Annotated in this window: 28 protein-coding genes and 2 tRNA genes; 14 read left to right on the forward strand and 16 right to left on the reverse strand. The window is 51.4% G+C overall.

Features of this window, described 5'->3' with window-relative positions; all coding sequences use genetic code 11:
* Positions 1–131 precede the first annotated feature (131 nt).
* Both corA and GKC03_01195 read left to right on the forward strand, forming a co-directional pair.
* Entirely contained in the window at positions 132–1,196 is a 1,065-nt protein-coding gene (gene corA / locus GKC03_01190) for a magnesium/cobalt transporter CorA (protein ID NYT11150.1), read from the forward strand.
* Positions 1,197–1,290: 94 nt separating this feature from the next.
* A complete protein-coding gene (locus GKC03_01195; GenBank protein ID NYT11151.1) occupies positions 1,291–2,037 on the forward strand; it encodes a helix-turn-helix domain-containing protein in 747 nt (248 codons plus the stop codon).
* A 94-nt stretch (positions 2,038–2,131) separates the two neighbouring features.
* Here GKC03_01195 and dapA (GKC03_01200) read toward each other — a convergent pair whose 3' ends face one another.
* The 4 genes from dapA (GKC03_01200) to GKC03_01215 all read right to left on the reverse strand — a co-directional run bounded on the left by dapA (GKC03_01200) (position 2,132) and on the right by GKC03_01215 (position 5,436).
* Entirely contained in the window at positions 2,132–3,598 is a 1,467-nt protein-coding gene (gene dapA / locus GKC03_01200; protein NYT11152.1) for a 4-hydroxy-tetrahydrodipicolinate synthase, read from the reverse strand.
* A gap of 3 nt (positions 3,599–3,601) precedes the next feature.
* Positions 3,602–5,026 (reverse strand): 4-hydroxy-tetrahydrodipicolinate synthase, encoded by a 1,425-nt coding sequence (dapA, locus tag GKC03_01205; GenBank protein ID NYT11153.1) that lies wholly within the window; start codon positions 5,024–5,026, stop codon positions 3,602–3,604.
* Between the two features lie 208 nt (positions 5,027–5,234).
* Positions 5,235–5,307: transfer RNA gene (locus tag GKC03_01210), tRNA-Val, on the reverse strand.
* Positions 5,293–5,436 (reverse strand): hypothetical protein, encoded by a 144-nt coding sequence (locus GKC03_01215; protein ID NYT11154.1) that lies wholly within the window; start codon positions 5,434–5,436, stop codon positions 5,293–5,295. The genes GKC03_01210 and GKC03_01215 overlap by 15 nt, the downstream gene beginning before the upstream one ends.
* 40 nt (positions 5,437–5,476) lie before the next feature.
* Here GKC03_01215 and GKC03_01220 point away from each other — a divergent pair, with 40 nt between their 5' ends.
* Positions 5,477–5,719, forward strand: a complete 243-nt coding sequence (locus GKC03_01220) for a hypothetical protein (protein NYT11155.1) — start codon at positions 5,477–5,479, stop codon at positions 5,717–5,719.
* Between the two features lie 13 nt (positions 5,720–5,732).
* On the forward strand, positions 5,733–6,713 hold the full coding sequence (locus tag GKC03_01225; GenBank protein NYT11156.1) for a bifunctional N(6)-L-threonylcarbamoyladenine synthase/serine/threonine protein kinase: 981 nt from the start codon (positions 5,733–5,735) through the stop codon (positions 6,711–6,713).
* 1 nt (position 6,714) lies between these two features.
* Here the strand turns inward: GKC03_01225 and GKC03_01230 are convergent, their stop codons facing one another.
* Genes GKC03_01230 through GKC03_01245 form a run of 4 tightly spaced genes read right to left on the reverse strand, consistent with a single transcriptional unit; the run spans position 6,715 to position 9,603 of the window.
* A complete protein-coding gene (locus GKC03_01230) occupies positions 6,715–8,061 on the reverse strand; it encodes a DHH family phosphoesterase (protein NYT11157.1) in 1,347 nt (448 codons plus the stop codon).
* 6 nt (positions 8,062–8,067) lie between these two features.
* A complete protein-coding gene (locus GKC03_01235) occupies positions 8,068–8,523 on the reverse strand; it encodes a 30S ribosomal protein S15 (protein NYT11158.1) in 456 nt (151 codons plus the stop codon).
* A gap of 58 nt (positions 8,524–8,581) precedes the next feature.
* Positions 8,582–8,953 carry an NUDIX domain-containing protein gene (locus GKC03_01240; protein ID NYT11159.1) on the reverse strand — a complete coding sequence of 124 codons (372 nt, stop codon included), beginning with the start codon at positions 8,951–8,953 and terminating at the stop codon, positions 8,582–8,584.
* A complete protein-coding gene (locus GKC03_01245) occupies positions 8,950–9,603 on the reverse strand; it encodes a fibrillarin-like rRNA/tRNA 2'-O-methyltransferase (protein NYT11160.1) in 654 nt (217 codons plus the stop codon). The genes GKC03_01240 and GKC03_01245 overlap by 4 nt, the downstream gene beginning before the upstream one ends.
* 76 nt (positions 9,604–9,679) lie before the next feature.
* Here GKC03_01245 and GKC03_01250 point away from each other — a divergent pair, with 76 nt between their 5' ends.
* The 4 genes from GKC03_01250 (at position 9,680) to GKC03_01265 (ending at position 11,694) form a co-directional block, all read left to right on the forward strand.
* Positions 9,680–10,147 (forward strand): hypothetical protein, encoded by a 468-nt coding sequence (locus GKC03_01250; protein ID NYT11161.1) that lies wholly within the window; start codon positions 9,680–9,682, stop codon positions 10,145–10,147.
* Positions 10,148–10,276: 129 nt separating this feature from the next.
* Positions 10,277–10,630 (forward strand): hypothetical protein, encoded by a 354-nt coding sequence (locus GKC03_01255; GenBank protein NYT11162.1) that lies wholly within the window; start codon positions 10,277–10,279, stop codon positions 10,628–10,630.
* Position 10,631: 1 nt separating this feature from the next.
* Complete coding sequence (locus GKC03_01260) at positions 10,632–10,907, forward strand: hypothetical protein (protein ID NYT11163.1); 276 nt, start codon at positions 10,632–10,634, stop codon at positions 10,905–10,907.
* Positions 10,908–11,040: 133 nt separating this feature from the next.
* The gene (locus tag GKC03_01265; GenBank protein NYT11164.1) at positions 11,041–11,694 is read left to right on the forward strand and encodes a DNA alkylation repair protein; all 654 of its coding nucleotides are present in this window, start codon (positions 11,041–11,043) and stop codon (positions 11,692–11,694) included.
* Positions 11,695–11,700: 6 nt separating this feature from the next.
* On the opposite strand, the gene GKC03_01270 is transcribed toward GKC03_01265, so the two are convergent.
* Both GKC03_01270 and GKC03_01275 read right to left on the reverse strand, forming a co-directional pair.
* On the reverse strand, positions 11,701–12,645 hold the full coding sequence (locus GKC03_01270) for a hypothetical protein (protein ID NYT11165.1): 945 nt from the start codon (positions 12,643–12,645) through the stop codon (positions 11,701–11,703).
* A gap of 2 nt (positions 12,646–12,647) precedes the next feature.
* A complete protein-coding gene (locus GKC03_01275; protein ID NYT11166.1) occupies positions 12,648–15,320 on the reverse strand; it encodes a phosphoenolpyruvate protein kinase in 2,673 nt (890 codons plus the stop codon).
* 116 nt (positions 15,321–15,436) lie between these two features.
* Here GKC03_01275 and GKC03_01280 point away from each other — a divergent pair, with 116 nt between their 5' ends.
* From GKC03_01280 to GKC03_01290, 3 genes are all read left to right on the forward strand, one after another.
* The gene (locus GKC03_01280) at positions 15,437–16,216 is read left to right on the forward strand and encodes an inositol monophosphatase (protein ID NYT11167.1); all 780 of its coding nucleotides are present in this window, start codon (positions 15,437–15,439) and stop codon (positions 16,214–16,216) included.
* Between the two features lie 122 nt (positions 16,217–16,338).
* The gene (locus GKC03_01285) at positions 16,339–17,013 is read left to right on the forward strand and encodes an NADH kinase (protein NYT11168.1); all 675 of its coding nucleotides are present in this window, start codon (positions 16,339–16,341) and stop codon (positions 17,011–17,013) included.
* Positions 17,010–17,390: a hypothetical protein gene (locus GKC03_01290; protein NYT11169.1), complete on the forward strand. Its 381-nt coding sequence runs from the start codon at positions 17,010–17,012 to the stop codon at positions 17,388–17,390. Before GKC03_01285 ends, GKC03_01290 begins: the two co-directional genes overlap by 4 nt.
* Here the strand turns inward: GKC03_01290 and GKC03_01295 are convergent.
* Both GKC03_01295 and glmM read right to left on the reverse strand, forming a co-directional pair.
* The gene (locus GKC03_01295; GenBank protein ID NYT11170.1) at positions 17,387–18,613 is read right to left on the reverse strand and encodes an NTP transferase domain-containing protein; all 1,227 of its coding nucleotides are present in this window, start codon (positions 18,611–18,613) and stop codon (positions 17,387–17,389) included. The two genes, GKC03_01290 and GKC03_01295, sit on opposite strands and share 4 nt — an antisense overlap.
* Complete coding sequence (gene glmM, locus GKC03_01300; GenBank protein NYT11171.1) at positions 18,610–19,911, reverse strand: phosphoglucosamine mutase; 1,302 nt, start codon at positions 19,909–19,911, stop codon at positions 18,610–18,612. The genes GKC03_01295 and glmM overlap by 4 nt, the downstream gene beginning before the upstream one ends.
* A gap of 273 nt (positions 19,912–20,184) precedes the next feature.
* Between glmM and GKC03_01305 the strand changes: the two genes are divergently transcribed.
* The gene (locus GKC03_01305; GenBank protein ID NYT11172.1) at positions 20,185–20,397 is read left to right on the forward strand and encodes a hypothetical protein; all 213 of its coding nucleotides are present in this window, start codon (positions 20,185–20,187) and stop codon (positions 20,395–20,397) included.
* Between the two features lie 82 nt (positions 20,398–20,479).
* On the opposite strand, the gene GKC03_01310 is transcribed toward GKC03_01305, so the two are convergent.
* A complete protein-coding gene (locus tag GKC03_01310; GenBank protein ID NYT11173.1) occupies positions 20,480–21,040 on the reverse strand; it encodes a 3'-phosphoesterase in 561 nt (186 codons plus the stop codon).
* A 237-nt stretch (positions 21,041–21,277) separates the two neighbouring features.
* On the opposite strand from GKC03_01310, the gene GKC03_01315 reads away from it, so the two are divergent.
* Both GKC03_01315 and GKC03_01320 read left to right on the forward strand, forming a co-directional pair.
* Positions 21,278–21,362, forward strand: a tRNA-Leu gene (locus tag GKC03_01315).
* A 149-nt stretch (positions 21,363–21,511) separates the two neighbouring features.
* Entirely contained in the window at positions 21,512–21,964 is a 453-nt protein-coding gene (locus tag GKC03_01320) for a hypothetical protein (GenBank protein ID NYT11174.1), read from the forward strand.
* Positions 21,965–21,967: 3 nt separating this feature from the next.
* Here GKC03_01320 and GKC03_01325 read toward each other — a convergent pair whose 3' ends face one another.
* The 3 genes from GKC03_01325 to GKC03_01335 form a co-directional block, all read right to left on the reverse strand.
* Positions 21,968–23,290 (reverse strand): MFS transporter, encoded by a 1,323-nt coding sequence (locus GKC03_01325; GenBank protein NYT11175.1) that lies wholly within the window; start codon positions 23,288–23,290, stop codon positions 21,968–21,970.
* Between the two features lie 71 nt (positions 23,291–23,361).
* Positions 23,362–23,697: a DUF1634 domain-containing protein gene (locus GKC03_01330; GenBank protein NYT11176.1), complete on the reverse strand. Its 336-nt coding sequence runs from the start codon at positions 23,695–23,697 to the stop codon at positions 23,362–23,364.
* A 10-nt stretch (positions 23,698–23,707) separates the two neighbouring features.
* Positions 23,708–24,547, reverse strand: a complete 840-nt coding sequence (locus GKC03_01335; protein NYT11177.1) for a sulfite exporter TauE/SafE family protein — start codon at positions 24,545–24,547, stop codon at positions 23,708–23,710.
* Between the last annotated feature and the right edge of the window lie 14 nt (positions 24,548–24,561).

The raw sequence follows: 24,561 nt of genomic DNA on the forward strand, positions 1-24,561 counted from the left end.
GTATCGTTCTCTAGGGATCCCTGACTATTTGGATTGGCTCAAACTGGGTTCGTAAAGAAACTCATAAATCTTAGATATCGATATAATATTCTGGAGGGAGCATGAACACCACTAAAAGGCTGAGCCGGGAAATGAACAAGCTCTTTAGGACCTCCTCCAAGGGGAGAGGACTTCCCCCGGGTGCCTTGGTGTTTGTGGGTGAGGAGAGGGAGGAAGAGCCCAAGATACGTGTCATCGACTACGACATGACCGAAATCCAGGAATGGAAGGAAGCCACTGTACAGGAATGCGTTCGCCTCAAAGAGACCTCCACGATTTCATGGATCAATGTCGATGGCCTGTCTAATATCGATTTGATCAAGGAGCTTGGCGAAGCGTTCGGCCTCCATCCTCTTGTACTTGAGGACATACCGCACACTGGTCAGAGGCCAAAGATTGAGGATTATGAAGATTACATTTTCATTACTGTGAAGATGCTATCCTTCGACGAAAAGGAGAATCTGGTGGACTCCGAGCAGGTATCGATAGTCTTGGGTGACAATTACGTGATCTCCTTCCAGGAGAAGGAGGGAGATTGCTTCGAACGGGTACGTGACAGGATAAGGAACAGCAAGGGGAGGATAAGGAAGATGGGGCCAGATTATCTGGCCTATTCGCTTTTGGATTCCATAATTGACAATTACTTCGAGGTGATGGAGGGCATCGGCAACTGGATTGAGAGCATCGACTTGGAGATATCCTCTGGTTTCATGAAAGACGCTCCAAGGGTCATCAACTCCATGAAGAAGCAGTTACTCATAGTCCGAAGATCTCTATGGCCTTTAAGAGAGCTCATCAACACCATGGCTAGATCAGAGAACACACTGATCACTGACGCGGTAGCCATATTCATAAGGGATATCTACGACCACACTGTGGAGTTGATTGAGACCATGGAGTCATTTAGAGACGTACTTTCAGGTCTCCTTGACATTCACATGTCATCGGTGAGCAATAGGATGAACGAGGTCATGAAGACGCTCACCATAATAGCCACGATCTTCATTCCACTGACATTCATTGCCGGTATCTATGGGATGAACTTCGCCAACATGCCGGAACTGAACTGGGACTGGGGGTACTATATGGTCTGGGCAGTGATGATCTCCCTCGCCCTTCTCCTTGTCCTCTATTTCAAGCGAAAGCATTGGATTTGAACCAAGAATTTCAGGTCGGTCGCCTCCTGTTCGGATGAATCTGCAGTCTTCACACATCTTAAATATTATTTCTTGCATTGGTGGATGGACTCTTATGGACAAGAAGTCGGCCTTTGACGTCTACTCTACAAGTTCCGGACTGAAACAGGTGTCTAATCCGGTCCGACAGAAAATTCTTAGCGAGCTTCAGAGAAAGGACCTTAGCTTGAGTGAGATCGCTTCACTTACTAGTAAAGCCCAATCCACCTTGTCCGTCCATCTTGACAAGATGGTTAAGGAGGGATTGGTCGCCTCAAGAGATGACCCTACGGACAACCGTCGCAAGATATTCTACCTGATTTCAAGACCCGTCGGAAGCTCGGTCGTCCCCAGGGAGGACCTGAGGAAAGCCGTGGGAGAAACCATCCAGAGCTCGATCGGTACCCCCAGCTCGTTCCTTAAGGGGATGATCAGGAGCATAATCCTGGGAGTTGAAGCCATTGGGTTCAACATGGACCCCGTCCTCAAAGACATTGGAAGGCAAATAGGGTCCGAGCTATCCAAGTCCATGAAATCCACCTCCATCGAGGAGCTGATGGAAGAAGTCCAGGAGTTCTACGAGATTCACGAAATGGGTGAGGTGTGCGTCTACACTTTCCTTCCCTTGACCTTGATCATCAGGGACGATTATGATTGCAAGGAACTTCCTGAAGCAAGCAAGACCCTCTGCCTTTTAAATGAGGGTATAATAGAGGCCATCTTGGAGACAAGATCGGGAGTACCTCTGAAGGTCACGGACACCGAGTGTTTCGGAACTGGAATGAACTACTGCAAATATGTGATAGAACCCTCAGTTTACTGAGGATCTACCCATTTTTTCGTACTTTGAAATGGCGCAATAATCACAGAAAAAAGGTGCGATAGGGAGGGGGTCCTCCCCGATAGGTTTTCGAACCTCATGGAGTGTACTTGAAAGGATGCCTGACTGATCTCTTCTGATAGAAGATCTCCTCCATTGTTGGCCTTCCCTCGATCGCCTTCCTTATGGCATGTCTGGCAGCCTTGTAGTTGTTCACCATGACCCTGCGCTTGTTGGCCGCTGCAGGGTGGACGAAAACGTTGGCAAGTAGCACGATATCATCTAGAATCTCCTCTGGAAGGAATCCATCCTTGATCGAGGCCTCTATGCCCCATTTGAGCCCATCGGCCGCATGAACATAGAGCAGCTCCTCCTGTGAAGCCGTCCTGGTTGAGATTGTGGGCACTAGTAATGTTCTGGGGCGGTCAAGTACGATGCGCATCTTAACCTGGTCCACATCCACTTCAAGGGCGCGATCTATGGCTTTATCGACAGGCCCTCCCTTGACTCCAATCAGCAGGTCAGTGTGGGCAGTCTCCTGCACGGGCGGTCCCGCGAATCCTTCCCCTACAAGTAGCCCGAAGTTTCTTACCACCGAAGGTGTCTGGGGAGTTGCGAACACATCGGTTCTAACAGTCTTATTTCCAAGATCGTACTCGATCTCCCTTTTGGATATCTTGCCCACATTTTCCAATTCTATCCTGAGTTCTTCAAGATCCTCGTGCTGGAAGGCGTCTCCGGGCATGGTAGGCCTTCTGGCTTTTCCAGGATCAACCCCCATCATCCATAGGCCCGCCTTGCATGATTGGGGTCCGCTTGTCCTGGTCACTATTCTAACAAGCTTCTGTATCTTCTGCTGGAGTTGCCTGGCCTCCTCAATCTCTCCATTGATGATATGGCGTCGGATATCCTGCCATATGTTTGGGATCAGATTGGCACTTGCCAGGATCACTCCATCAGCTCCCTCGGCCATAGCCGCCATAGCGATCTCATCGTGACCACACAGGATGCTGATCTTACCCCTGAACTTCTCGAAGAGGGCGGCCATGTATGGCATGTCCCCGCTGGAGTCCTTAATTCCGATGACGTTATCGAGGTAAGCCAGACCTTCTGAAGTCCACCACTTCTGATGGACTGTAGTGCACTGGGGTATGTTGTAAAGAATGATCGGTAATCCAACTGAGTTGACCTCATCGAAGTGTTCGTATATCTCCTTCCATGAAGGGTTGAAATAGTACGGCGTGACCACCAGGGCAGCGTCTGCGCCAAGGTCCATGGCGTCTTTTGTGAGCTGGACGGTAATCTTGGTACCGCTGGAACCTGTTCCCGCGATCACTGGTTTCCTCCCGTCCACTTGGTCCACCACGACCTCAATGGCACGGTTCCTCTCCTCCTCAGACATGTAAACGAATTCCCCGGTGGTTCCGTTGACCACGAATCCATCCACATCTGGCATCAGGTGCTCGACTAGATTCCTCAGCTTCTCCTCGTCCATGCTCTCGTCGCTCTTGAAGGGGGTAACGAGAGCGGGGTACACTCCCTTGAGCCATTCTGCCTTCAGCATCTATCACACCCCCTTCCCGAAGGCCTTGTCAATGGCCTGTGAGGTTGCGGCGTAGAAATTGTTGAACAGTATGTCTCTCTCCAGTGCGTTAGGATGGACGAATGCCTTAGTCAGCATCACGTGCGAATCGACGATCTCCATTGGTATGATACAATCCTCCACCTTGTCCGATATGGCCCTGGCTATGCCACCCTGTGCTGGGCCGTAGTAGATGTTTGCCTGTCTGAGGTTCTTCAGCTCCACCTTTGGAACGATCAGCGTTGAGGGTTTGGCCGAGAGATTGGGTTCCAGTACACTCGGGAGCGCCTCGAATCCATGTCTCAGGTATACTATCTGCGAGGCGAAACTATCCCCGACCGGCCCGGCCTTTGGCCCAGCAACGAGATCGATTGACACCTTGTTGATGCCTTCACCAGCGTTCCCGTCCCCTACTAGGATTCCGACCTCACTTGTTTGTTCAGCGGTGATTCCGATATCTTCAAAGCGCTTCTCCAATGGAAGTTCAGGAAGATCCATTTTCACCTCCGAGGGAGGGACCTTTCCGATCTTCTCCAGCTCAAGGCGTATCTCTTCTCTGTCCTCGTGGAGGATAACACCTCCTACTTTGAGCGGTTTCCGAGGAGTCCCCATCTTGATCCCCATCGCGCCAAGAGCCGCCTTGATTGGGACAAAGCCACCATACCTGGTGAAGATCCTCGAGAGCTTCTGGACCTGCAGCTGCTCCCTGCGTGCCGATTCGAGATCCCCTTCCTTCACTGCCCTATACACCTTCTGCCAGATGTCTGGATAGACCTGAGCACTGGCGAGTATCATTCCAGTGCAGCCTCCAGCTAGGGCAGGGAGAACGACTTCATCATGGCCCACAACGACATTGATCTTGCCTTTGACCTTCTCGATGATCTCCATGGTGTAGGTGAGGTCTCCCGAGGAGTCCTTCAGGCCCACTACATTATCGATCTCAGCGAGATCCTCCACGACCCTCCTTGGGAGCACGCGCCCAACGCATTGGGGTATGTTGTACAGAATTATCGAAAGTTCTGTTGAATTGGCCACCTGCCAGAAGTGTTCGTAAATACCCTTATCAGACGGATGCAAGAAGTACGGCGTCACCACCAAACAGGCATCGGCACCCGCGTCCTCCGCATACCTAGTGAGCTCCATTACCTGCCTGGTGCCAGGGGCACCAGTTCCGGCGATTACCGGACGCTTTCCGTTCACCTGATCGATGCAGATGTCGAAGACCCTCTTCCTCTCCTCAGTTGTCATGTAGTCGAACTCGCCCGTGGTACCACAGGGAACGAATCCGTCAACATGTTCAAGGACCGTATCTATGAGGAGTCTGAAAGCCTCCTCGTTGATCTCCTTCTGCTTGTCGAACGGTGTCACGAGAGCCGGAAAGACCCCTTCTAATCGAAAGTCACTCGACATGACACTCAACCCAATTGTGAATATAGAAGGGTATATAATATATTCATATGCAAACAAGCAATTCGCTAGCCTTTAAGAGCATAGGATACGATAAATTGTAATAATTCCTCGAAAGACATTGAAATGATGCCATAATATGTCGCCAAAATGATGATTTCTATAGAAATTTTAAGTCGATATCAAATGATCCCTGAGGAAAACCAAGAAGTGGGCTCACCCGGATTTGAACCGGGGACCTCCGCCATGTCAAGGCGACGTCATAACCACTAGACCATGAGCCCCTGTGGGGAGCAGCATATGCCTTTCCTATCTAAATGCTTTTCGCTCGCCCCTCTGGCCAACCCTAGAAGAGCCCTGGTTGTATCCCTCTTCTCGGTGATTATATCTATAGATTCGAGGTCTCTCCGCAAGATATTAATCGACCCCCTATGATAGAGGGTTGGAATTAAGATGTCTGAGATATTGTTATTCACCAAACCAGACTGTCAGAAATGTGATTATGTGAAGGAGAGGATACCAACTGGAATGGAGATCCAGCTCGTAGACGCCTCTACCCCTGACGGAATGGCCGAGGCCGCCTTCTACGAACTCCTTGATAAGCCAACCCCGATACTCGTTGTTGATGAAGAACCCATTACCGGTGCGATAAACATCTTGAACAAACTGAATTCGCTCTCCGGTGGGAGCGCGTAGAGGTATCGCTGTCATGATCTCCCTGGGTATCGAGGGAACTGCCCATACCGTGGGTGTCGGCATCGTCGATGACAATGCTGACATACTTGCCAATGAGCTTAGGATGTACAGACCGGAGAAGGGAGGCATCCATCCCAGGGAGGCGGCGAATCACCATGCTGAGAATGTAGTTCCTCTGGTTGAGAAAGCCCTTGAGAAATCAGGTCTGGAATTCGATGACATAGACATCGTCTCCTTTTCCCAGGGGCCCGGACTGGGCCCTTGCCTGAGAACGGTGGCCACCGCGGCAAGGGCACTCTCACTGTCCCTTGATATTCCCATTATAGGCGTGAACCATTGCATTGCGCACCTGGAGATAGGGGTGGCTAAGACCGGTGCATCTGACCCCGTGCTCCTCTATGCCTCGGGAGGGAATACTCAGGTAATTGCCTTTGCCAACGGAAGATACCGAATCTTTGGCGAGACCCTCGATATTGGCATAGGCAACATGCTGGACAAGCTTGGTAGGGAGATTGGACTTGGGTACTATGCTGGGCCTATCATCGAGAAAATGGCTTTGGAGGGAGAGAACCTACTAGATCTCCCATACTCAGTGAAGGGAATGGATATGGCCTTCTCTGGAATTCTGACTGCGGCTCTCCAGCAATACAAGAAGGGGGAGAGACTGGAGGATGTTTGCTTCTCTGTGCAGGAGACCTGTTTCGCCATGCTCACCGAGGTCACGGAAAGGGCCATGGCACATGTTGAGAAGGAAGAGGTCTTGCTTGGCGGGGGAGTGGTCCAGAACAAGAGATTCAGGGGCATGGTGCAGGAGATGGTCTATCAGCGGAATGCCGAGATGTTCGTTCCCGATGCCAAGCTCTGTGTGGATAACGGTGCTATGATAGCCTGGACGGGACTCGTCATGCATGAAGCTGGCTTCAAAATGACAGTTGATGAGACGGCCGTCAACCAGAGATTCAGGACAGACGAGGTCGAGGTCACCTGGAGATAGCTCACTTCGTTTTCAAGACCTTCTGCTCGCCCACGATAGAGTTCACAGCCTCTAGGAACTCCTTCTCCCTTTCGAATGGGACTGTAGCACCACTGGCGATTGCATGTCCCCCTCCCAATCCTCCCGCGCGCTCTGCACCTCGTTTGAGTGCTTCTGATAGATCCACGCCCCTCTCGAGCAAGGAGAACGTTGCACGGGAAGAGACCCTGAGCTTACCTGCCTTCTCGGCCAGGGCAAGTGTTGGCTTGCTCTTGTCCGCAATGTATTGCATGGCGATGCCACAAACAACCCCGGAGAGGCTTGGGTTCTGATTGTGGAAGAACTGGATGTTTTCCATCTGTTCGATTCTGTCCTCAATTCCGGTTAGCGCAGTCAGAACCTCGGAGTCGTAGTCTGCCTTCAGCGCTCTTGCTTTTTCAAGAGCTTGGGGATCTCCCAATGTGAGAGACAATCCTACTCCATCCATGCCCATTCTTCCGCAGGCGTTTAGAAGGGACGACAGCTCTCCTGCCTCCATTTCCCAGGATGGAAAGTAATAGGTTTCCCCAGTGAGCTCATCAAGCGTTGAAGGTTCGACGCCTTGCTCCAGCAGGATCAGTGTAATCAGTGAGGCCAGTTTCCTTCTTTTCATCTCATCGATGGAATCCCCCTGCTCCTCGGAAGTGAGTCCAGCCTGCCCTAGAATCGATGCCGTCCCCTCCTTCGAACCACTGATGCCTGATAGGTAGGGCTCGAACCTTCTTTCGATCTCACCCAGAGGCCCTCTGGGGAATAGAGATCTTCTTCCAACCTCGACCAGGTTCCTTGATTTGCCCCCTTTCAGCAACCAGGCGTTTATACCGGTCAATCCTCGAATGTCCTGCCTGTCGCCGGCGATCCCTGCGAAAGCCACGGGCAGTAGAGGCCAATTGCCCTCGTTCATTTCGATCGCAAAAAGCATGCATATCGCGCTTGCCGATGACCCGGTCATCCCATCTATTCCCCATAGGTGGGGATTGACGTGGATAACATCTTCTGAATCTCCCTGAGGACGGTGATGGTCAAGTACCACAACCCTGCCATTCAGTGAGCCCAGTTCTTTCAGCATGCCACTGCCCATATCTGAGAATACGATGCAATCATGTCCCTCAGATGACAATTTCTCTATCATCTCTTCATCGAGCGATTTTGCTAGAGTTACATGAATGCCAATACCTGCTTTGAGAATAGAATTGGAAAGAACTCCCGCCGATGAGATACCATCGGCGTCGTAATGGGAAATCAAGCGGACCTGGGAAAACTCGCGGACCGAATCGACCGCCATTGAAACCCTCTGGAGGAGTCCCTCGGGGAGCTCGTCCGCGGTCATTTACCCTCACTGGATCTGGAGTTCTGCGGTCTTGATCGAGTACTTCCAATCCGCGGGAATGACCCCAGTCTTCTTGTAGTACTTGGTGAGGCGCCTGATCTTAGCTTCGATCAATTGCAGGCTCCTCTTATTGCTGATGTCCTTATGGTTTTCGGTCATATGGGAGTTGAGATTGATCGCCTTCTTCATGAGGCTGACAAGATCCTCAGGAAGCTTGGGCACAAGATCATTCTCCCTCATCACGTCGGTTATGCTCTTCCCTACGGAGAGCCTGACAGATGGAACACCATACTGATCCCTGAGGACCAAACCTATCCTTGAGGAGCTTATTCCGTCCTTTGCCATTCTAACTATCTGCTCCTCGATCTCCTCGGATCCAAGCGGCACCCACTCTGGCTTCTCCGTCAATATCGGCCGGGTCGATCCCGATCGTCCTCGTCTCCTGGCATGCATACGGGCCATCTACATCCTCCATAATAGTCTCAATGGATGAGGTACGAGCCAATGCGACTCTTACTATTTAAGCCTTAGTTGTTCCTGCTATTTCTTCCTTCCCCTTGTCCAGGCTTTCACGGGCCCAGGCGATGATATTCTCATACTCGACCTCAGGGAAGGCAAGTCTGTCGGGAAGCCGGTCGAAGAGAGCCCAATCCATCTCTCCAATCCCTTCTCTCCGTATGGTGCCGGAGAAAACTGCGGCTTTCCCCATGTCCATTCTGGCCATTGGAAAGAAGAGGTGACCGGATTCCTCCAAGTACTCTCGCTTGATCGCCTTCTCTGGCAACTCATCCACTTCCATGTGACCTCCAGGCATTTCCCATCCATCTCTTCGGGGGTTGTAGACCATCAAGAACAGATCATCAATGAATCCTACGGCGTAGACAAACCTCATCTGCGCTTCACCACCATCATGGCGTGATCTTTCTCGTAAGGGTCAAGGGGAACCATATCCACCATTTTCAGACCAACCCCAAGGAGTTCTGACCTGGCCTCATTGAATATCTCAGCTGGCCTTCGTGAGACATCTTCCGATCTGGATTTCAGGGCAAGCATCCCTGTACTGGCCCCGAAATGTTCCATGTTCCGTATCAGTATGGAAGCCTGCCCCCTCTGGGCCACATCCTGGTAAACCACATCTACATTTCCCACCGCGAAGTCAAAGCTAGACGGCTGCGTCGCATCCGCAAGCAGGGGAACCATGTTGCCCCTGGCATCGCTGACCATCACCAGGTCCCTGAATGAACGAGGCGAGATCTCAACACAATATAGCGTGCCTGAGACCAGAATATCTGAAAGATGGGATGCCGTGGTACCGCTCGCCGCTCCCAGATACAGCACCTGGGTATCCTCTTTGAACGGGAAGAAACTGCCCCCAAGTTTCAAATAGGCTGCCAATTTACTTCTGGAGTGCATCCACTCCCTGTACTCCTCACCTCCCCAACTGACCAGCTTTTCTCCGTAAACTCTCACCCCAGGAACAAGGTTCATAGTGTACAACCTTCCATTGTCCATGTGGACGCCAAAGAACCTCGTCGCCTTCATTTTGGTTTTTGAATCCATCCATTCCAGGTAACCGTGTGGCCAACTTATTAATCCTATCATGCATGTTTAAACAACAGTGTCCGATGAAGATCCGGAGGCTCCAAAGCAGGAAGAGATAGAGGACCTATCGAAGAGGATTGGGCAGCTCGAGGAATCACTAAGGGACGTTGCCCGACCCTACGCGGAGCTTTCGGATCACATATCTCGTTTCCAGGACATCGTAGGTCGATACTTCCGCCTGCTGAATCTCTATCAAAAGCACGGCTCGATATCGATTGACGTAATTCTCCCTGAGGTTAAGGACCCCATCTCCAAGGAGATAATGAGAATCCTGCTGGACAAGCCAGGTCTGAACATATCCCAGATCACTGAGGAACTGAGATCCCGTTCAGGTTCGGCCTCCCGGCGTATAGTCAGGGGGAGGCTGCAGGTGCTGCTGGAGAATGGTCTGCTAGTGGAGAGCGCTGGAAAGAAGCAGAAGACCTATGAGATATCCGAGTCCGTGGTCAGGAAGTGGTCACAAGTGCTCGGATTGTCCAAGTAAAGTGACCAACATATGAATGAAACATGAAGCTGAGATACCCTCGGACATTGAAGGAAGAGATCAGAGGGAAGGAGCACATTCCCAAGGAACTGTACTCGTCCCTCATGATTAGGTAAGGAGGTGAACAAAATGGGAGACGACATGAAGGACGCCAAGGAGTTGAAGGAGATCATGGAGGTAATCTCCGAGACAGTGCCCGAACTCCTTGATAAGATAACCAAGGTGCTCTACGATGCCCAGGAGGGGGAGAAGATGGGGCAGGCAGTGGCCGCCTTCTACAAAGCCCTCGTAGATAGCGGGATGAGTAACGAGCAAGCCTATGCTCTAACCAAGGAGTACATGTCCTCCATGAGCCTTGGGGGAATGATCTCCGGCTTAGCCAAGCAGGAGATCCACACTCACACTACGCCCAACCATGATATCGAGGACTCGATCAAGGAGAAGATCAAGAAAGAGATCATCAGCGAGTTGGAAAAAGAGTGACATGTCCCGAGACGAAGATATGGAATCGGTTCTGACGGTGGCAGCCTACGCACCGGCCGTCATCATCCGAGTAGGGATTTCCTTCCTCAAGCTCAAGAGGAGGGCGAATAAGGCCGCTAAATGCTTCTACAAGGAGCTCCTGAAGAATGGGATCCCCCCACGTGAGGCAAGGAAGCTGGCGGATGATTACACCTCAGTAGTGAGCGTCCGATATTGGGCCAAGAATCTGGGTGGCTTCACCAATTTTGGGGAGATTTTCCGTTCGGCCAAGCCCTAGCTATTTCAATTCTTCATTTAGCACCTTCCGGTATTTTCACCCAGGTCTCAGAAAGTGATTTCTATCATATTTTCCGTAACTTTGAAAGGAGATCTAATTGAGCTGCGAGAAGCTGATTCTCAGGCTCGAGTCCATGGCGTCTCCCACAGGATCCGAGGGAATGGCAAGGTACGGCATCAGGTCGGAGAAGGTACTCGGGCTCTCGATGGGGGAATTGCGTGAAATGGCGAAGGAGCTGGGAAAGGATCACCAACTCGCTCTATGCCTTTGGGCGGCCGGATTCCACGAATCTAGGATTCTGGCTGCATTGATTGACGATCCCTCGCGTGTCACAGAAGAACAGATCGAGTCATGGGCGATGGATTTTGACAACTGGGCGGTCTGCGATAGCGTATGCGCTAGTCTCTTTCGGCGTACCCAATTCGCTCGCTCCAAATGCTTGGAGTGGCCCTCAAGGGAAGAGGAGTATGTCAAGAGAGCGGGTTTCACTCTCATGGCAGCATTGGCGGTCCATGAGAAGAAGGAAGGAGATGGACTCTTCGAATCGTTCTTCGAGATCATCGAGAGGGAATCCATGGACGACAGGGAATATGTCAAGAAAGGCGTGAACTGGGCCCTGAGGCAGATCGGAAAAAGGAATTCGTCCCTCAACAAAAAGGCGATCCAGGTTGCCGAAAGGATATCCAACCTGGACTCGAAAGCAGCCCGTTGGATAGCCTCCGACGCGCTGAGGGAGTTGAAGAGCGAAAAGGTGCAGGAGCGGATTATGAGGAGAGTAAGTCGCTGATCTAAATCAGGGGTTTCCCACTATCCTCATGATGTCTGGTCTCTCCCTTATCAGGTACTCCGCTATGCCGTAACCCACCTTATCGCCCATCCTGTACTCGGCAAGCGTCTCGTGCATCAGTGAGATCCCATGTCCCTCTGGATTGGGAAACTCCATTATCGCCTTCTTCACTATGTTCGCGGTCACGTGATGGTTGCTCCCCTCCTTGTCGTTCAGGACCATCTCGAACGATTCCGGGGCTCCAGCATCACCGTAAACAGTGTCGATCTTCGCTTCCATAATGGGTATGTTCCTTCCATCCAGATGAATAAAACCAGCATCCACTACTCCCTGATCCACTACGAGTTTTGTGACATTCAAGGCGCAATCCTCTGAAAACTGACATGTGAGCCAGATCCACATTCTGGGAGCGGTCCAATCCCTTACCCCCCAGGAGTGATCCCTCTCCCCTAGTCCATTGATTTCGTACTGTTTCCCACCGATCTCGAGGAGTCCCTTCACCCTCCCGAACTGCTCGAGATGCTCGGAGGCAACCTTCTTAGAGATAAGCTCCTTCTCGGGGGAGACACAATCCCTGTAATTGAAGACGTCGTTCAAGCCTTCCCAGTCGAGCATGAATGACACCCTTTTCAGAGGCCGCCCCTCCTCGAAAAGGGAGTAAAGACCGCCGTTGAACATGAGCGTCCATCTCTTTTCGGGCACTATCTTCTGGAATACTAGCCCTCCGGCGTTGAGCTCCGTGTCCTTGAATGGGACGTCCCTCTTGATGCCGATGATATTTCCGTCTGGCATCATAAGGAAGCAGAACATGTTCTTCTGCAGGCGGTTCGGCTTGAGGCCAATCCTCATGAACGCGCAGATGTCGTTTTCCTTGTCATAGAAACTGAAATAAAAGCTCTCATTCCAGTCCAGATCCCTTCCGAATCTATGAATGACGTCAGTGTCCGCCATGTTCAATCACCTTTCACATAGATCATTCCATCATTGCCGTCCAGCACGAGCTCCTGCCCAGTGCTGAATATCTTGGTGGCATTCTTGACAGCGGTAACCGCTGGTATTCCGTACTCCCTGGAAACGACCGCTCCATGGGATAGGATCCCACCTGTCTCTGTGATCAGCCCTCCAAGCTTGGAAAAGACCGCTGTCCAACCGGGGTCAGTGTTGGAGGTTATCAGTATCTCTCCTTCCATGACCTCGGAAAGATGCTCGATGGAGTCAACCACCCTAGCCCTTCCCTTTGCCACTCCAGGACTGGCTGATGTGCCAGTTATCTTGAGGGAGTCCCCGTCCCTTACCTGGGTATCATCGAACTCCACCTTCCCCTTGAGGAATTTGGGTGGAAGGACCCCCTTGTACCTATCGAAGTCCGCCCTCCTTCTCCTGATATCGTCCTTTGATGTCAGAACTCCACCCTTTGCGATATCGAATATCTCCTCCTTGGAAAGGAAGAAAATGTCATCCAGATCATCTACTATGCCCTTCTCGAGATACCTTCTACCGTACTCTAGGAACAGGCGTCTCCATCTGTAGATTATATGGTCTAGATAGAAACGCTGGTTCTCCCTGAATTGAAGATAGATCTGGGCGTTCTTCAGCACGATACGGAAGATCCCTCTCCTGAAATACCCCATTTTCAACCTGGATATCTGGTCCAGAATTTCCACCTCGGCCCTGGCTCTCTCCTCCTGCTTTCTCCTCTCCACCTCGTCAAGATCCAGGACTGGAGACCTTACGAGGGCTTTGAGGACATCAACAACGAGGGTTGGATCGTCACCCCATCTTGGAAAATAGACCTCCCTTGTATGGGAGCGGTGACCATATTCCTGCAGGAAGATTTCAAACTCCTTCCTGAATGATTTGAGTCCAGGCTCATGATCCAGGCTCTTGAGGAATCTCCCAGATTCCTCTTCCTCCATTCTTCGGAGGACTTCTGGATCGTCCATGGCAACCTTGGCAAGTCTAGCTATGGCAATGTTGGTCTTGATAGTCTTGTTGTCGGGGAGACCGGAGATGAGCTTGGAGTAAAGTGCCCCCGATCGGTCATCAAGCCAGTCGATCAGCCATCTCTTCACCATCAGATTGGTTCCGATGCTGTGAGTCACCATCCCGTACCTGATCAGCCTGTAGTGCTTGATATAGCTGCTCTCCATGTCCTTGAACTCGTGGTAGAGGGCCTCATCCTTGATCTTGGTCAGGTCCTTGGCGTCGAACTGGGCCGCCTTCTGCATGAAACCTTCAGCCCATTTTCTGTATGCCTTGTCCGTGCGGAGGATCATCCCGTCGGGGTCTAGGACCGCTATCCGTACCTCTGCCAAGAGCCTCTTGGCTACCTTGGTCCTCGCATTTGCGATGCGTTCCTGGTCCTTCTCCGGGAAGTAGTTGAGAAGCTCCTTTGTGCGGGAGAACTTGGGATTGTATGTGAAGACCGATTCCAATACCTCGGAGTTGAAGTAGATGTGTCCCTTGTGAAGTCTCAGGAGTTCTTTGTCGGTTAGTTCTCTGTAGCCCATGATCTTCGAGCCCTCATGATTGACATACTTGATCAGGTACTCACCTAGCAGGGAGAAGAACAGTGGGGAGGTCACATCTGCCCAGTACTCATCACCGTACGCCCTGGTCCAGAGTGTCTGATCCTCCTCGTCAAGAGTGGTTATTGGCCTCGATTGAAGGATGAATATGTCCCCTCTACTAATGGACCACTCGATATCCTGAGGGACCCCAAAGAACGCCTCAATGCTCTGACCAACTTGAGCCAATCGTTTGACATCACTATCGGTGAGCGATGGCTGTAGCCTCTTCTCCTTTCCCACTTCCACAAGTGACTTCCCCCCTTCGTTGAGGAGAATAGCCTTGTGTTTCTTGCTGATCTCCTGATCCAATATTCTTTGCCCTGTCCTTTCCACCATGAAACGGTCGGGGCTTACCAGACCAGAGACGATAGCTTCCCCCAATCCCCAGCTTGATTCTATTATGATGTCCCCTTGGGTTGGGTTCAAAGGATCGGTGGTGAACATTATACCAGAAGACTCAGATGCCACCATCCTCTGGACCACCACGGCGATGCCCCCCTCCATATGATCGATGGCCACGTCATGTCTATACCTCAGGGCACGAACATTCCAGTATGATGCCCAGCACCGCTTGACATGATCAGCGACCTCCGCGGAAGAGACACAGAGGAAAGTGTCCTGCTGACCCGCGAATGAAGCATCAGGAAGGTCCTCAGCGGCAGCCGATGATCTTACAGCCCAGAGTTCTCCTCCACACTGCTCAAGGGCGATATCAATGGCGCTCAACAGTTCAGGTCCGATCTCACCACCGAGAACCTTTTCCCTCACGCGTCTTGAGCAGGCCTCGACTTCTGATTCGACATTGAAATCGGTTGAATTAAGGCAGTCCAGTATCTCAACAATGATTTCGTTGGACTCGACGAATTCCTCATATGCCGCAACCGTGACAACGAAACCTGGAGGTACTGGGAAGCCTTCGGAAAACATCACTGCCAAGTTCTTGGCCTTGCCACCCACCTCAGATATATCCTGGTCTGGTGAATCGAAGAAACGGATGTCAGAGGAATCGTCCCCACGCTCACCGAATGCCGGAAGTCCTCCTGCCCCCTCCGTCATAACGGCGACATTATCTTTTCTGGCAATATAATTGTATGCCATCATCTATTCGCACTCTGATCAAGATAGGGTGCCAGTGCAGAACATAAATACTGCTTACCCTCATTCTACCGGCGATGAGACACGAATTGGAGCGAATGGCTCAGCATGTGAAAGACAGGATCGACAATCTTCCTGCAATGTTCGAAAGAGGAGAGGAGATCATGGAGGGGGCTGATGGCACCCCCACCACCGGTATCGACAAGGTTGCCGAGGACGTCATTGTAAGCTATGTGGAGGAGAAGGATCTCCCCTTTAATATCCTCAGCGAGGAGATAGGCTACGTGGACAGGGATGCGGAAGAGACCCTCGTGGTGGATCCCATCGATGGTACCAACAACGCGGTGATGGGGCTCCCGTTCTTCAGCGTCTCACTGGCAATAGGAACTCGGTCCCTGATGGACGTTAGAATGGGCCTGGTCAGGAACCTTGTGACCGGAACCTCCTACTTCTCGGAGCGGGGGAAAGGCGCTTTCAAGGACGGGTTCCAAATTCATTCTCGGGATTTCCAACAGGAGAGCTCTCTATTCCTCATATACATGGGCAAGTACGCTAGCTATGAGACTATGAGGGTGGCTAAGAGTGTTGAGAGGGGCCGCTCGATCGGGTGCGCTTCTCTTGAGATGTGCCTGGTCGCTGAGGGCATGGTCGACGGTTATTATATGAACTGCGAGAAGTATGATAAGTCGATAAGGGTGGTCGACATCGCTGCCAGCGCCTTGATACTGAGGGAAGCTGGAGGCGAACTGCTGGATCTAAACGGTAGACCGCTGGACATGCCATTCAACCTTGAGGCAAGAAGCAACTTTGCTGCCATAGGTGATCTCAAGGCTGCGGAGGTGATCATATCAGAATAGGAATAACGGCCAACATCCATGTTCCAGACGCACTTGCCATAAGCAAGGAAATCGTCAGGAATCTGAAAGACCAAGATATTCAGGTAGAGGATACAATCGCTCCTCACCTGGAAATGGAAGGGATGAGCGTGGAAGACATGGATGTGGATGTCCTGATCACCGTTGGAGGGGACGGTACCATACTCCGTTCCCTTCAACTCAACGACGCTCCCATTTTGGGAATCAACGCTGGTGTTCTTGGGTTCCTGACAGAGATACCCAAAGAGGGAATCGCCGATGGTATGAAGAGATTGATCAACGGCCATTACATCCTTGAGGAGAGGATGAGGCTGAAGACCATGGTCGGTTCTGAGCGCCTCCCTGATGCTCTCAACGAGGGAGTCATCCACACCGCGCACGTGGCTAAGATCCGCCAATTTGAGGTATATGTCGACGAAGAGCTGGTGGTCGATACAAGGGCCGACGGAATCATCGTTGCGACCCCAACGGGATCCACCTGCTACGCTATGAGCGTGGGAGCTCCCATCGTCGATCCGAGGGTCAATGCACTGGTCATTGCTCCTATGGCCCCATTCAAATTCTCGGCTAGACCGTTCGTGGTACCCTCCACGAGCTGCATAAGGATAGAGCTTGTAAGGAGGAGACCATGCGTGCTGGTTCTGGATGGTCAGGATGAACTGCCCTTGAACAACGGCGAGGAGATCAAATTCACCCGCTCAGAGAATCCCGCCAAGTTCGTCAATCTGGGAAGCAGTTTCTACTCCCGGACCAGGGAGAAGCTCATTGGTTACACATGACTCCAAAAAGAAGGGTCTGGGGGATAGAGAGGGAGGTTCTTGAGATGGTCAACGAATCTGCCAAGGACACCTTTCCCAATGAATTCGTGGCCACACTTCGCGCGGAGGAAGGCGTCGTCACCGAGGTACTTCTTCTCCCAGGCACTATACAGGGTTCACGTTCTGGGGTGCTGCTCCTGCATATGCTCCCGATCGACTTCAGCGTGGTGGGTACCGTGCACTCCCACCCATCATACAGCAACCACCCCTCAGAGGCGGACCTTTCACTCTTCGGCAGGTTTGGTAACACGCATATCATAACCTGTCTACCTTTTGATCTCAACTCCTGGCAGGCATACGACTACAACGGGAGAGAGGTAGAGTTGGAGGTCGTTTAGAAAACCATGCTTCCTGGCGCTATCCTGCCCTTGGCAAGTGCACCAGGACCAATTCGGGAATTCTCAAAGATAATGGTCCCCACATCTATCACACTGTTGATGCCCGTCTTGACGTCATCGCCCATGATCACGCCAAGTTTCCTCCTACCAGAGTCGACCATCCCCTTCTCGGTGGAGACCATCACATTCCTGTCATCGAAGCGGAGGTTGGCCACCTTTGTTCCACAGCCAAAATTGCATCTCTCCCCTATGATGCTGTCTCCCACATAGTTATGGTGAGGTATCTTGCTTCCGCTCATGATTATGGAATTCTTTATCTCTACAGCCGCTCCCACCCTGCAGTTCGGGCCGAGGCAGGTGTTGGATCTGACGTAGCAGTTGGGACCGACGTCACATCCCGTGGATATGAAAACGGGGCCTTCGATGTAACTACCTGATCGCACCCTTGCTCCGATCTCCACGATGACCTCTCCTTTGATCACTGCTCCTTCTTCGATATCTCCTTCCAAGCTCCTGGAGATCTTGGACATCAGGACCTCGTTAGCATTGAGAAGATCCCATGGATGCGCCACATCTATCCAATCCCCCTTGAGCTCATGGATCGTGATGTCGGTCTTTCTTGAAAATGAGTTCAGAGTATCGGTGATTTCGTACTCTCCTCTGGGCGACCTTTTCGTGTTCCTTATCTCTGGGAACACCTCAGGGGTCAATATCATTACACCTGCACTCACCAGATTGCTTGGTGGAACATCTGGTTTCTCAATGATCCTTTCCATCTTGCCATTTGTGGTCTCTATGACCCCGAAACGCCTGGGGTTTTCGACAGTGACCGCCCCCAGTACTGGCCCGCCCGTTTTCTTGTGAAGGGAGATCATGTCACCGAGGTCCTTTCTCTCGATTACCAGGTCACCATTCACACAGATGAATGGGCCATTCATGATCTCTTCTGCCATTCCGATGGCATGGGCCGTACCAAGCCTCTGTTTTTGTTCAAGGAATTCGATCTCCAGGTCATCACCGAAGGTCTCCAGGAGGAACTCCTTGACCCTGTTGCTCTTCCATCCCACTAGCACCTGGAACTCCGTAATACCAAGGGAGGCCAGGGCATATATCTGGTGACAGAGAAATGGTTTACCCGCGACCATCACCATGGGCTTGGGCACGTTTGATGTGAGCGGCCGGAGTCGGGTCCCCTCGCCTGCAGCAAGTACGAGCGCTTTCATTCTAGACACCTCCTGACGACATATGAGGCCTTTTCCATCAATTGACTGAGCGTTTCATCATCTCTGGCTTCGGCGGTGATTCTTATCTTGGGTTCAGTACCAGAGAGCCTGATCAGGAACCAGCCTTCCTCGAAATCCGCCCTGAAGCCATCCAGGGTAAGGAGGCGATCACATTCCATCACCCGCATCATCGACGAAAGGCTATCGGCTACCTTCCTCCTTGCATCAAGCTGGAATTTAAAAGACATTCTTGAGACCGGGTATGAGGGGAGTTCGTCCACCATCTCCGACAAGGGCCGTTCGACCACCATACTCGCCAGCAGGGCCGCGGCATACACGCCATCGGGACAGTAGGTCTGGTCTGAGAATATGAACGTACCAGAAGGCTCTCCGCCGAATTCGAGTCCACCTTGCTTAAGTGCTTGCGATACGAAGACGTCCCCAACTCGAGTCCTCACCACATTGTCTCCCACTATCTCGTCCAGTATCATGGATGCATTGATCGGTACCACTATACCGCCTTTGAATCGGGAAGCGAAGAGGGCCAGGAGGCGGTCACCATCGACGAACCTGCCTTTCTCGTCAACCGCCACCATCCTGTCACCATCACCATCATGAGCAATTCCAAGATCTGCTCCCTTTGCCCTTACCATGTTCAAGAGGTCTGTGAGATGCTCCTCTGTGGGTTCCGATAGCCTGCCTGGGAAATATCCGTCGGGCTGGCAGTTGATTGTTACCACCTGGCATCCAAGTTTCCTAAGAAGAATGGGAGTGATGTTGCAGGTAGCACCGCATCCGCAGTCAATGACGATTTTAAGGTCAACATCATCGATCGATTCCATTATGGAACTGATGTGTTCATCCACCGCTCCGACATGATTACGGCAAGTTCCCACTCTATCCCAACCAACCGAATTATCCATTCCCGCCTCTATCCTGGATTCCACAGACCTCATCTGCTCATCGTTAAATGCCGAACCATCTGGATTCCACATTTTCACTCCATTGTATTCAGGCGGGTTATGTGAAGCGGTAATCATGAGCCCGCATTCGTAACTCTTGGAAGCCCTAGCTAATGTTGGGGTGGACACCAACCCGGTCAAGGCCACATCGGCCCCCACCGAGGTTGCGCCTGATACCAGGGCTTCCCTCACAAGATCCGTGCTGGTCCGTGTATCATTGCCAATAATTATGCTCCCATATTCACTTCCCACGGCGGCTCCTATTCTGGCTACCAGATCGATGGTGATTTCACTCCCTACCTGGCCACGTATCCCCGATGATCCGAAAAGTGACATGGTTATCGGCTCTGAGCAGTGTAGAAGGCTGTTTACAGATAAACTTTGCTAACTCCAAATCCTTGAAAATACTGGCTTGCAGATCTTTGAATTACTGGATAGATGCCAGACATATTGAAATCGACCGAATCATTTTTAAATGAAAACGATACTGGATAGTTGTCATTATAAGAAAAATTTTATATATGAGTCATATCAATTACATTCTGGCCATTCTAGCCAGTCATAGCCAGTAGAGTGGCCAACACCTAATGGGAGGAACTAAAGTTGGTGATGGAGAAGATTACAACGGCGAAGGCTAAAGATATTGCAAAGAAAAAGGGTCTTAAGCCGGGTCGCGTGAAAGGGACGGAAGGCATCCAATTCACCAAGGGGGACAACGCTCGCCTGGAGATTATCTCATGGGATGAGTTTGAGAAGACCCTTAAGAATCGGAAGCTCGCTGTCTACGAGAGCGGCGGTTGGATGAAGATCATGAAGAAGTAAGCTTGCTTCTTTGTTCTTGATCCGGATGGCCCAAGAAAAGGGGCTACCTTTCAGGGATGCCCCCATGCGACTTTTCAGGATGTTATTGTATTTTTTCTTCTCTATCTCCATTCTTGGTAACCTCTCCTTTCTCTTCGAGCCCGGGATGGTCTTCTTGGACCTCCAGAGTCCTTGACCGCTCCGTACTCGATCCTGATAATTTCATGATCAGCCAGTTCTTCTTTTCCTTTTCCCTCCCGCCGAACCTGATCAGGGCAAATTTTCCTTTCAATTTCTTCCCTTCTAGGGAAATGACGATCTTCCCTTCTTCCTTCTCAAGAAGGTTGTACTCTCCCTTGTCCCAGATCTCCACTTTCCCTGCGCCGTACCTACCCTCAGGGATCTCACCTTCGAAATCTGCGTATTCTATTGGGTGATCTTCAGTTTCGACTGCCAGGTGCTTGACCCCGACATCATCTGGAATACCCTTGGGCACCGCCCAGCTTCTGAGAATGCCGTTCAAGGAGAGCCGGAAGTCCCAATGAAGATGAGAGGCATGATGCTCCTGGACGACAAAAATACTGACATCATGGTTCCCCCTGGCTCCCATAGGCTCGGGGGTTGCATCGAAGTCCCTCTTTCTCATATATTCTTCAAGACGCATATTGACAATTATTTCTAATGATTGGCAGTAATGAAATAGCTTTCCCAGTATCAGCTGTCTCTGAATTCGCTAGGAGTTCAGAAACGGGTAGTTGGGACTGATCCAAGTTTACCATATTATTGCGCTATTCAATTATGATTGGATTCATCCATTTCCAATTGGATGAATCATGTCAATTATTATCTTGGTCAGGGCAATCTTTTAGTACCTCCTTGTGATTGAACCTACTCTATATAAGCAGGGATAACCAAGCCTGGCCAACGGTGCTAGATTCAGGGTCTAGTCGCGAAGGCGTTCGGGGGTTCGAATCCTCCTCCCTGCACTTTTTCATGCTTTACTCTAGGTTTCATCATTCTTCGAAGCTGTCCGTCTTCATTGCGAATGAGAATACTGATTACTTGGATTCAGAATCGTTCAAAAAACCCCGAAAACTAGATATTTTTGATATCGGATTGTCAACATAGGGCGCACATGACGGCAATTATTCTTTACGATAGCAAATTTGGGAACACAGAGCAGATCGCCAAGGCCATATGCAGCGGAATGAAGGAAGTGGGATTCGACGACGTCTCAGCCAAGAGTGGTGGCACCACAACCCCTGACGAACTGCGAATAGCCGAAGTCTGGATCTTTGGATGTCCAACACAGAAGGGTGGAACCAGTGGAAGGTACAAGAAGCTCTTCAAGTGGATGAGGAAGAACATGGTACCTGATAAAATTGGGTTTGCCTTCGAGACGAGACTTGAGGGTTCTGAGGGAGGGGCTGCCGCAGTGATTGAAGCGGTTATGCAAGAGTGCGGTGTTGAAATCATCCACGAGCCCGAATCGTTCGTGGTCGAGGGGAAGACAGGGCCCCTGGTCTACGGGGAGATCGATAGGGCTATCACTCTTGGAAGGAAGATCGCAGGAGAACTGCGTGATTGAGCCCTAGGTCGTTCTGGCCTTTGGACCCTCTGCGTCTGATACGGGAGTGTCAACGTCGATTCTTCTCAATGTGAGCACGGCTAGGAGCAGGAACCCGGAGGCTACAATGAACGTGGGCAGGAATCCGAATAACTGGGCTATGAATCCTCCAATCACGGAACCAGCGATCGACGCGAGACCTTGAGTGGCGTTGTACATTCCCATCCCTTCAGCCCTGAACTCCTTGTAGGAAAGGTTGGAAACAAGTGCATTTCCTGCCACAGACAAACCTGCCCAGCAAAGTCCCACCAGGGCATGTAGAAGGACGAAAACGATCACGACGGTCCACTCAGCCATAGGGAAAAGGGTGACCAAGAAGAAGCTTGGAAAGAGTATTATCCTGCCACTGGCCGCAAGCCACTGCACCTTCTTTCCTCCGATCTCCGCCACCAGCCTTCCTGCCAACCTGTAAGTCAGGGCAGCCATCAAGGATGAGCCGACATAGATCACGAACACCAACGAGCTGGGGAGCCCAACATAGGACTTGAGAAAAATGGGGAGCGCCACGTAGAAACACAATCCTCCAGTGAAAAGGAAGAAGACCACCATATAATATCTCCTGAGGGGCTTGGGGAAGTTGCTGTAGCTCAGGTTGCTGGCACCCACGCTTACGACATGGACTACCCGGTTGGGGAGATAGCGGGCTTTCTCGAATAAGAGGATTGGAAAATCCAGGACCTTGAGGTCGACGGATCTCCTATCAAGCTTATGCTCGGGTTCCGGAATCCATTTCACCGCTAGCAGTATGGATAGAGCGGAGATGCTTGCGGCAAGTATGAAAAGAGCCCTCATCGGAGTGACCTGATCGGGGCCAGTCATCACCATCAACCATACTGAACCCAGAACTAGTCCTATCACCCATCCGATACCACCAACTCGGCTAAAATCTCCCAGCCGTTTAGCCCATTCTTCTCTTTTGAAGACCTCTAGGATCAATACCGTTCCAATGGGCGCCGCCGCTGTGGAAAGAAGGCCCAACATGAAGTTCGCGAAGAAATAGCTGGCTAGGTCGGTAGAGACTCCCATCATGAAAAGGGCCAAAGCGAGACCGCCGAATCCGATGAGTACGAATATCTTCCTGCGCTTCAGGGTGTCAGAGAGGTTTCCCCAGAGTATGTTGGAAGGAACCGATGCCGCGGAAGAGAGGGCGCTTGCCATACCCACGTCCCCGAGTGTTCCACCAAGGGCCTCTGTTATGAATAGGGGGATAAGAGGTGATGTACTCCCACCAGAAACGTTGAATGGAAGGAAAGAGTAGTACCATTTATCATCGGATTTTTCGGACATCCTATCCCTCTGATGCAATTAATCGGTGCGAGTCATGAATCTTTCGGGCCATTTTGATATGCCTGCATAGGTTATCCGCCCACAACAATGGCAATTCCCACCACTACCAAGACCATGACCGCCACCAGAACGAATCGGGCTTCCTTGTTTATTGTAAATATCACAAGTGCTGCTATCACCCGGGTGAGCGGCGTAGCAATGAGTAGGAGTATCCCAAGATCGATGACCGCGATTGGGTTTCCCTGCAATATCCCTTCAAATATCTGAGTCAGTGAGAGTGGTATGGCCTCCCATGTTCCTTCAGAAAAGGCGAACATGATAAGCCCAATTATCATCACCGTGACGCTGAGGAACATGCCCACTGATAGGACAGTGCGGATGTACCAGTTAACATTCGTGTATTCCATGGCCATCACCTCACAATGCGGAAATCACCCCCGCCGCATACAAGATCATCAGAATCGCGATTACCATCAGGACCAGTGCGAATGTCGTTCTGAGATATTCGGACCTGGCCAGGTGAGCGACCCTGGACCCGACCAAGGCACCGAAGAACACTCCCACTGCCACGTTCGCGCTCACCACTGGGGACAGAGATCCAGAGGCATAGTATACCAATGCTCCCGCTAGTGCGGTTACTCCAATCATAAAGTTGCTGGTGGCCGCCGCCGCCTTGAGAGGAACACCCATCCAGATGTTCATAACGGGGACCTTGATGGTACCCCCGCCCACTCCTAAAAGGCCTGACATGTTGCCCGCGAAGAAGCTGGCAATAAGCCCCCGGGGAATGTGTCTGACGCAGTAGCTAACTTCCTCACCAGTATTCTTATCAAGGTAACTTGCAGAAAGCTCCGGGAAGCCAGGAGCTTTCTCGTCAAAGGTAGCCAGCCTTTCAGGTCGGCGGATCATGTGAATGGCGCTGTAGACCAAGAGTGCAGCGAAAGCCACCGCCAGCAGTGATTGGTCAGTGTAGATTGCCAGCAATGCGCCAACCGCCGATCCAAGGGTGGTGGCCGTCTCCAGGACCATCCCCAATCTGATATTGCTGATCCCCTCCCGTACATAGTAGGTTGCGGCCCCAGTGGAGGTCGCAATGACCGCCACTAGTGATGCCCCTATGGCCTCCTGGATGGGAAGTCCGAAGATGAGTACCAGCCCGGGTATGATTATCACTCCCCCTCCCAGGCCAAGCAGGGAACCTAGGATGCCAGCCAGAAGTGCCATTATCAGGATGCCCGCGAATATGATGATGTCCATGGGCCACTCACCGA

The sequence above is a fragment of the Methanomassiliicoccales archaeon genome (assembly GCA_013415695.1).
Classification (GTDB): Archaea; Thermoplasmatota; Thermoplasmata; order Methanomassiliicoccales; family JAAEEP01; genus JAAEEP01.

Coding starts and splice junctions, on each gene's coding strand:
- corA (NYT11150.1), top strand. CDS start 132: ATGAACAAGCTCTTTAGGACCTCCTCCAAGGGGAGAGGACTTCCCCCG.
- GKC03_01195 (NYT11151.1), top strand. CDS start 1,291: ATGGACAAGAAGTCGGCCTTTGACGTCTACTCTACAAGTTCCGGACTG.
- dapA (NYT11152.1), bottom strand. CDS start 3,598: ATGCTGAAGGCAGAATGGCTCAAGGGAGTGTACCCCGCTCTCGTTACC.
- dapA (NYT11153.1), bottom strand. CDS start 5,026: ATGTCGAGTGACTTTCGATTAGAAGGGGTCTTTCCGGCTCTCGTGACA.
- GKC03_01220 (NYT11155.1), top strand. CDS start 5,477: ATGTCTGAGATATTGTTATTCACCAAACCAGACTGTCAGAAATGTGAT.
- GKC03_01225 (NYT11156.1), top strand. CDS start 5,733: ATGATCTCCCTGGGTATCGAGGGAACTGCCCATACCGTGGGTGTCGGC.
- GKC03_01230 (NYT11157.1), bottom strand. CDS start 8,061: ATGACCGCGGACGAGCTCCCCGAGGGACTCCTCCAGAGGGTTTCAATG.
- GKC03_01235 (NYT11158.1), bottom strand. CDS start 8,523: ATGGCCCGTATGCATGCCAGGAGACGAGGACGATCGGGATCGACCCGG.
- GKC03_01240 (NYT11159.1), bottom strand. CDS start 8,953: ATGAGGTTTGTCTACGCCGTAGGATTCATTGATGATCTGTTCTTGATG.
- GKC03_01245 (NYT11160.1), bottom strand. CDS start 9,603: ATGAAGGCGACGAGGTTCTTTGGCGTCCACATGGACAATGGAAGGTTG.
- GKC03_01255 (NYT11162.1), top strand. CDS start 10,277: ATGGGAGACGACATGAAGGACGCCAAGGAGTTGAAGGAGATCATGGAG.
- GKC03_01260 (NYT11163.1), top strand. CDS start 10,632: ATGTCCCGAGACGAAGATATGGAATCGGTTCTGACGGTGGCAGCCTAC.
- GKC03_01265 (NYT11164.1), top strand. CDS start 11,041: ATGGCGTCTCCCACAGGATCCGAGGGAATGGCAAGGTACGGCATCAGG.
- GKC03_01270 (NYT11165.1), bottom strand. CDS start 12,645: ATGGCGGACACTGACGTCATTCATAGATTCGGAAGGGATCTGGACTGG.
- GKC03_01275 (NYT11166.1), bottom strand. CDS start 15,320: ATGACGGAGGGGGCAGGAGGACTTCCGGCATTCGGTGAGCGTGGGGAC.
- GKC03_01280 (NYT11167.1), top strand. CDS start 15,437: ATGAGACACGAATTGGAGCGAATGGCTCAGCATGTGAAAGACAGGATC.
- GKC03_01285 (NYT11168.1), top strand. CDS start 16,339: ATGAGCGTGGAAGACATGGATGTGGATGTCCTGATCACCGTTGGAGGG.
- GKC03_01290 (NYT11169.1), top strand. CDS start 17,010: ATGACTCCAAAAAGAAGGGTCTGGGGGATAGAGAGGGAGGTTCTTGAG.
- GKC03_01295 (NYT11170.1), bottom strand. CDS start 18,613: ATGAAAGCGCTCGTACTTGCTGCAGGCGAGGGGACCCGACTCCGGCCG.
- glmM (NYT11171.1), bottom strand. CDS start 19,911: ATGTCACTTTTCGGATCATCGGGGATACGTGGCCAGGTAGGGAGTGAA.
- GKC03_01305 (NYT11172.1), top strand. CDS start 20,185: ATGGAGAAGATTACAACGGCGAAGGCTAAAGATATTGCAAAGAAAAAG.
- GKC03_01310 (NYT11173.1), bottom strand. CDS start 21,040: ATGCGTCTTGAAGAATATATGAGAAAGAGGGACTTCGATGCAACCCCC.
- GKC03_01320 (NYT11174.1), top strand. CDS start 21,512: ATGACGGCAATTATTCTTTACGATAGCAAATTTGGGAACACAGAGCAG.
- GKC03_01325 (NYT11175.1), bottom strand. CDS start 23,290: ATGTCCGAAAAATCCGATGATAAATGGTACTACTCTTTCCTTCCATTC.
- GKC03_01330 (NYT11176.1), bottom strand. CDS start 23,697: ATGGAATACACGAATGTTAACTGGTACATCCGCACTGTCCTATCAGTG.
- GKC03_01335 (NYT11177.1), bottom strand. CDS start 24,547: ATGGACATCATCATATTCGCGGGCATCCTGATAATGGCACTTCTGGCT.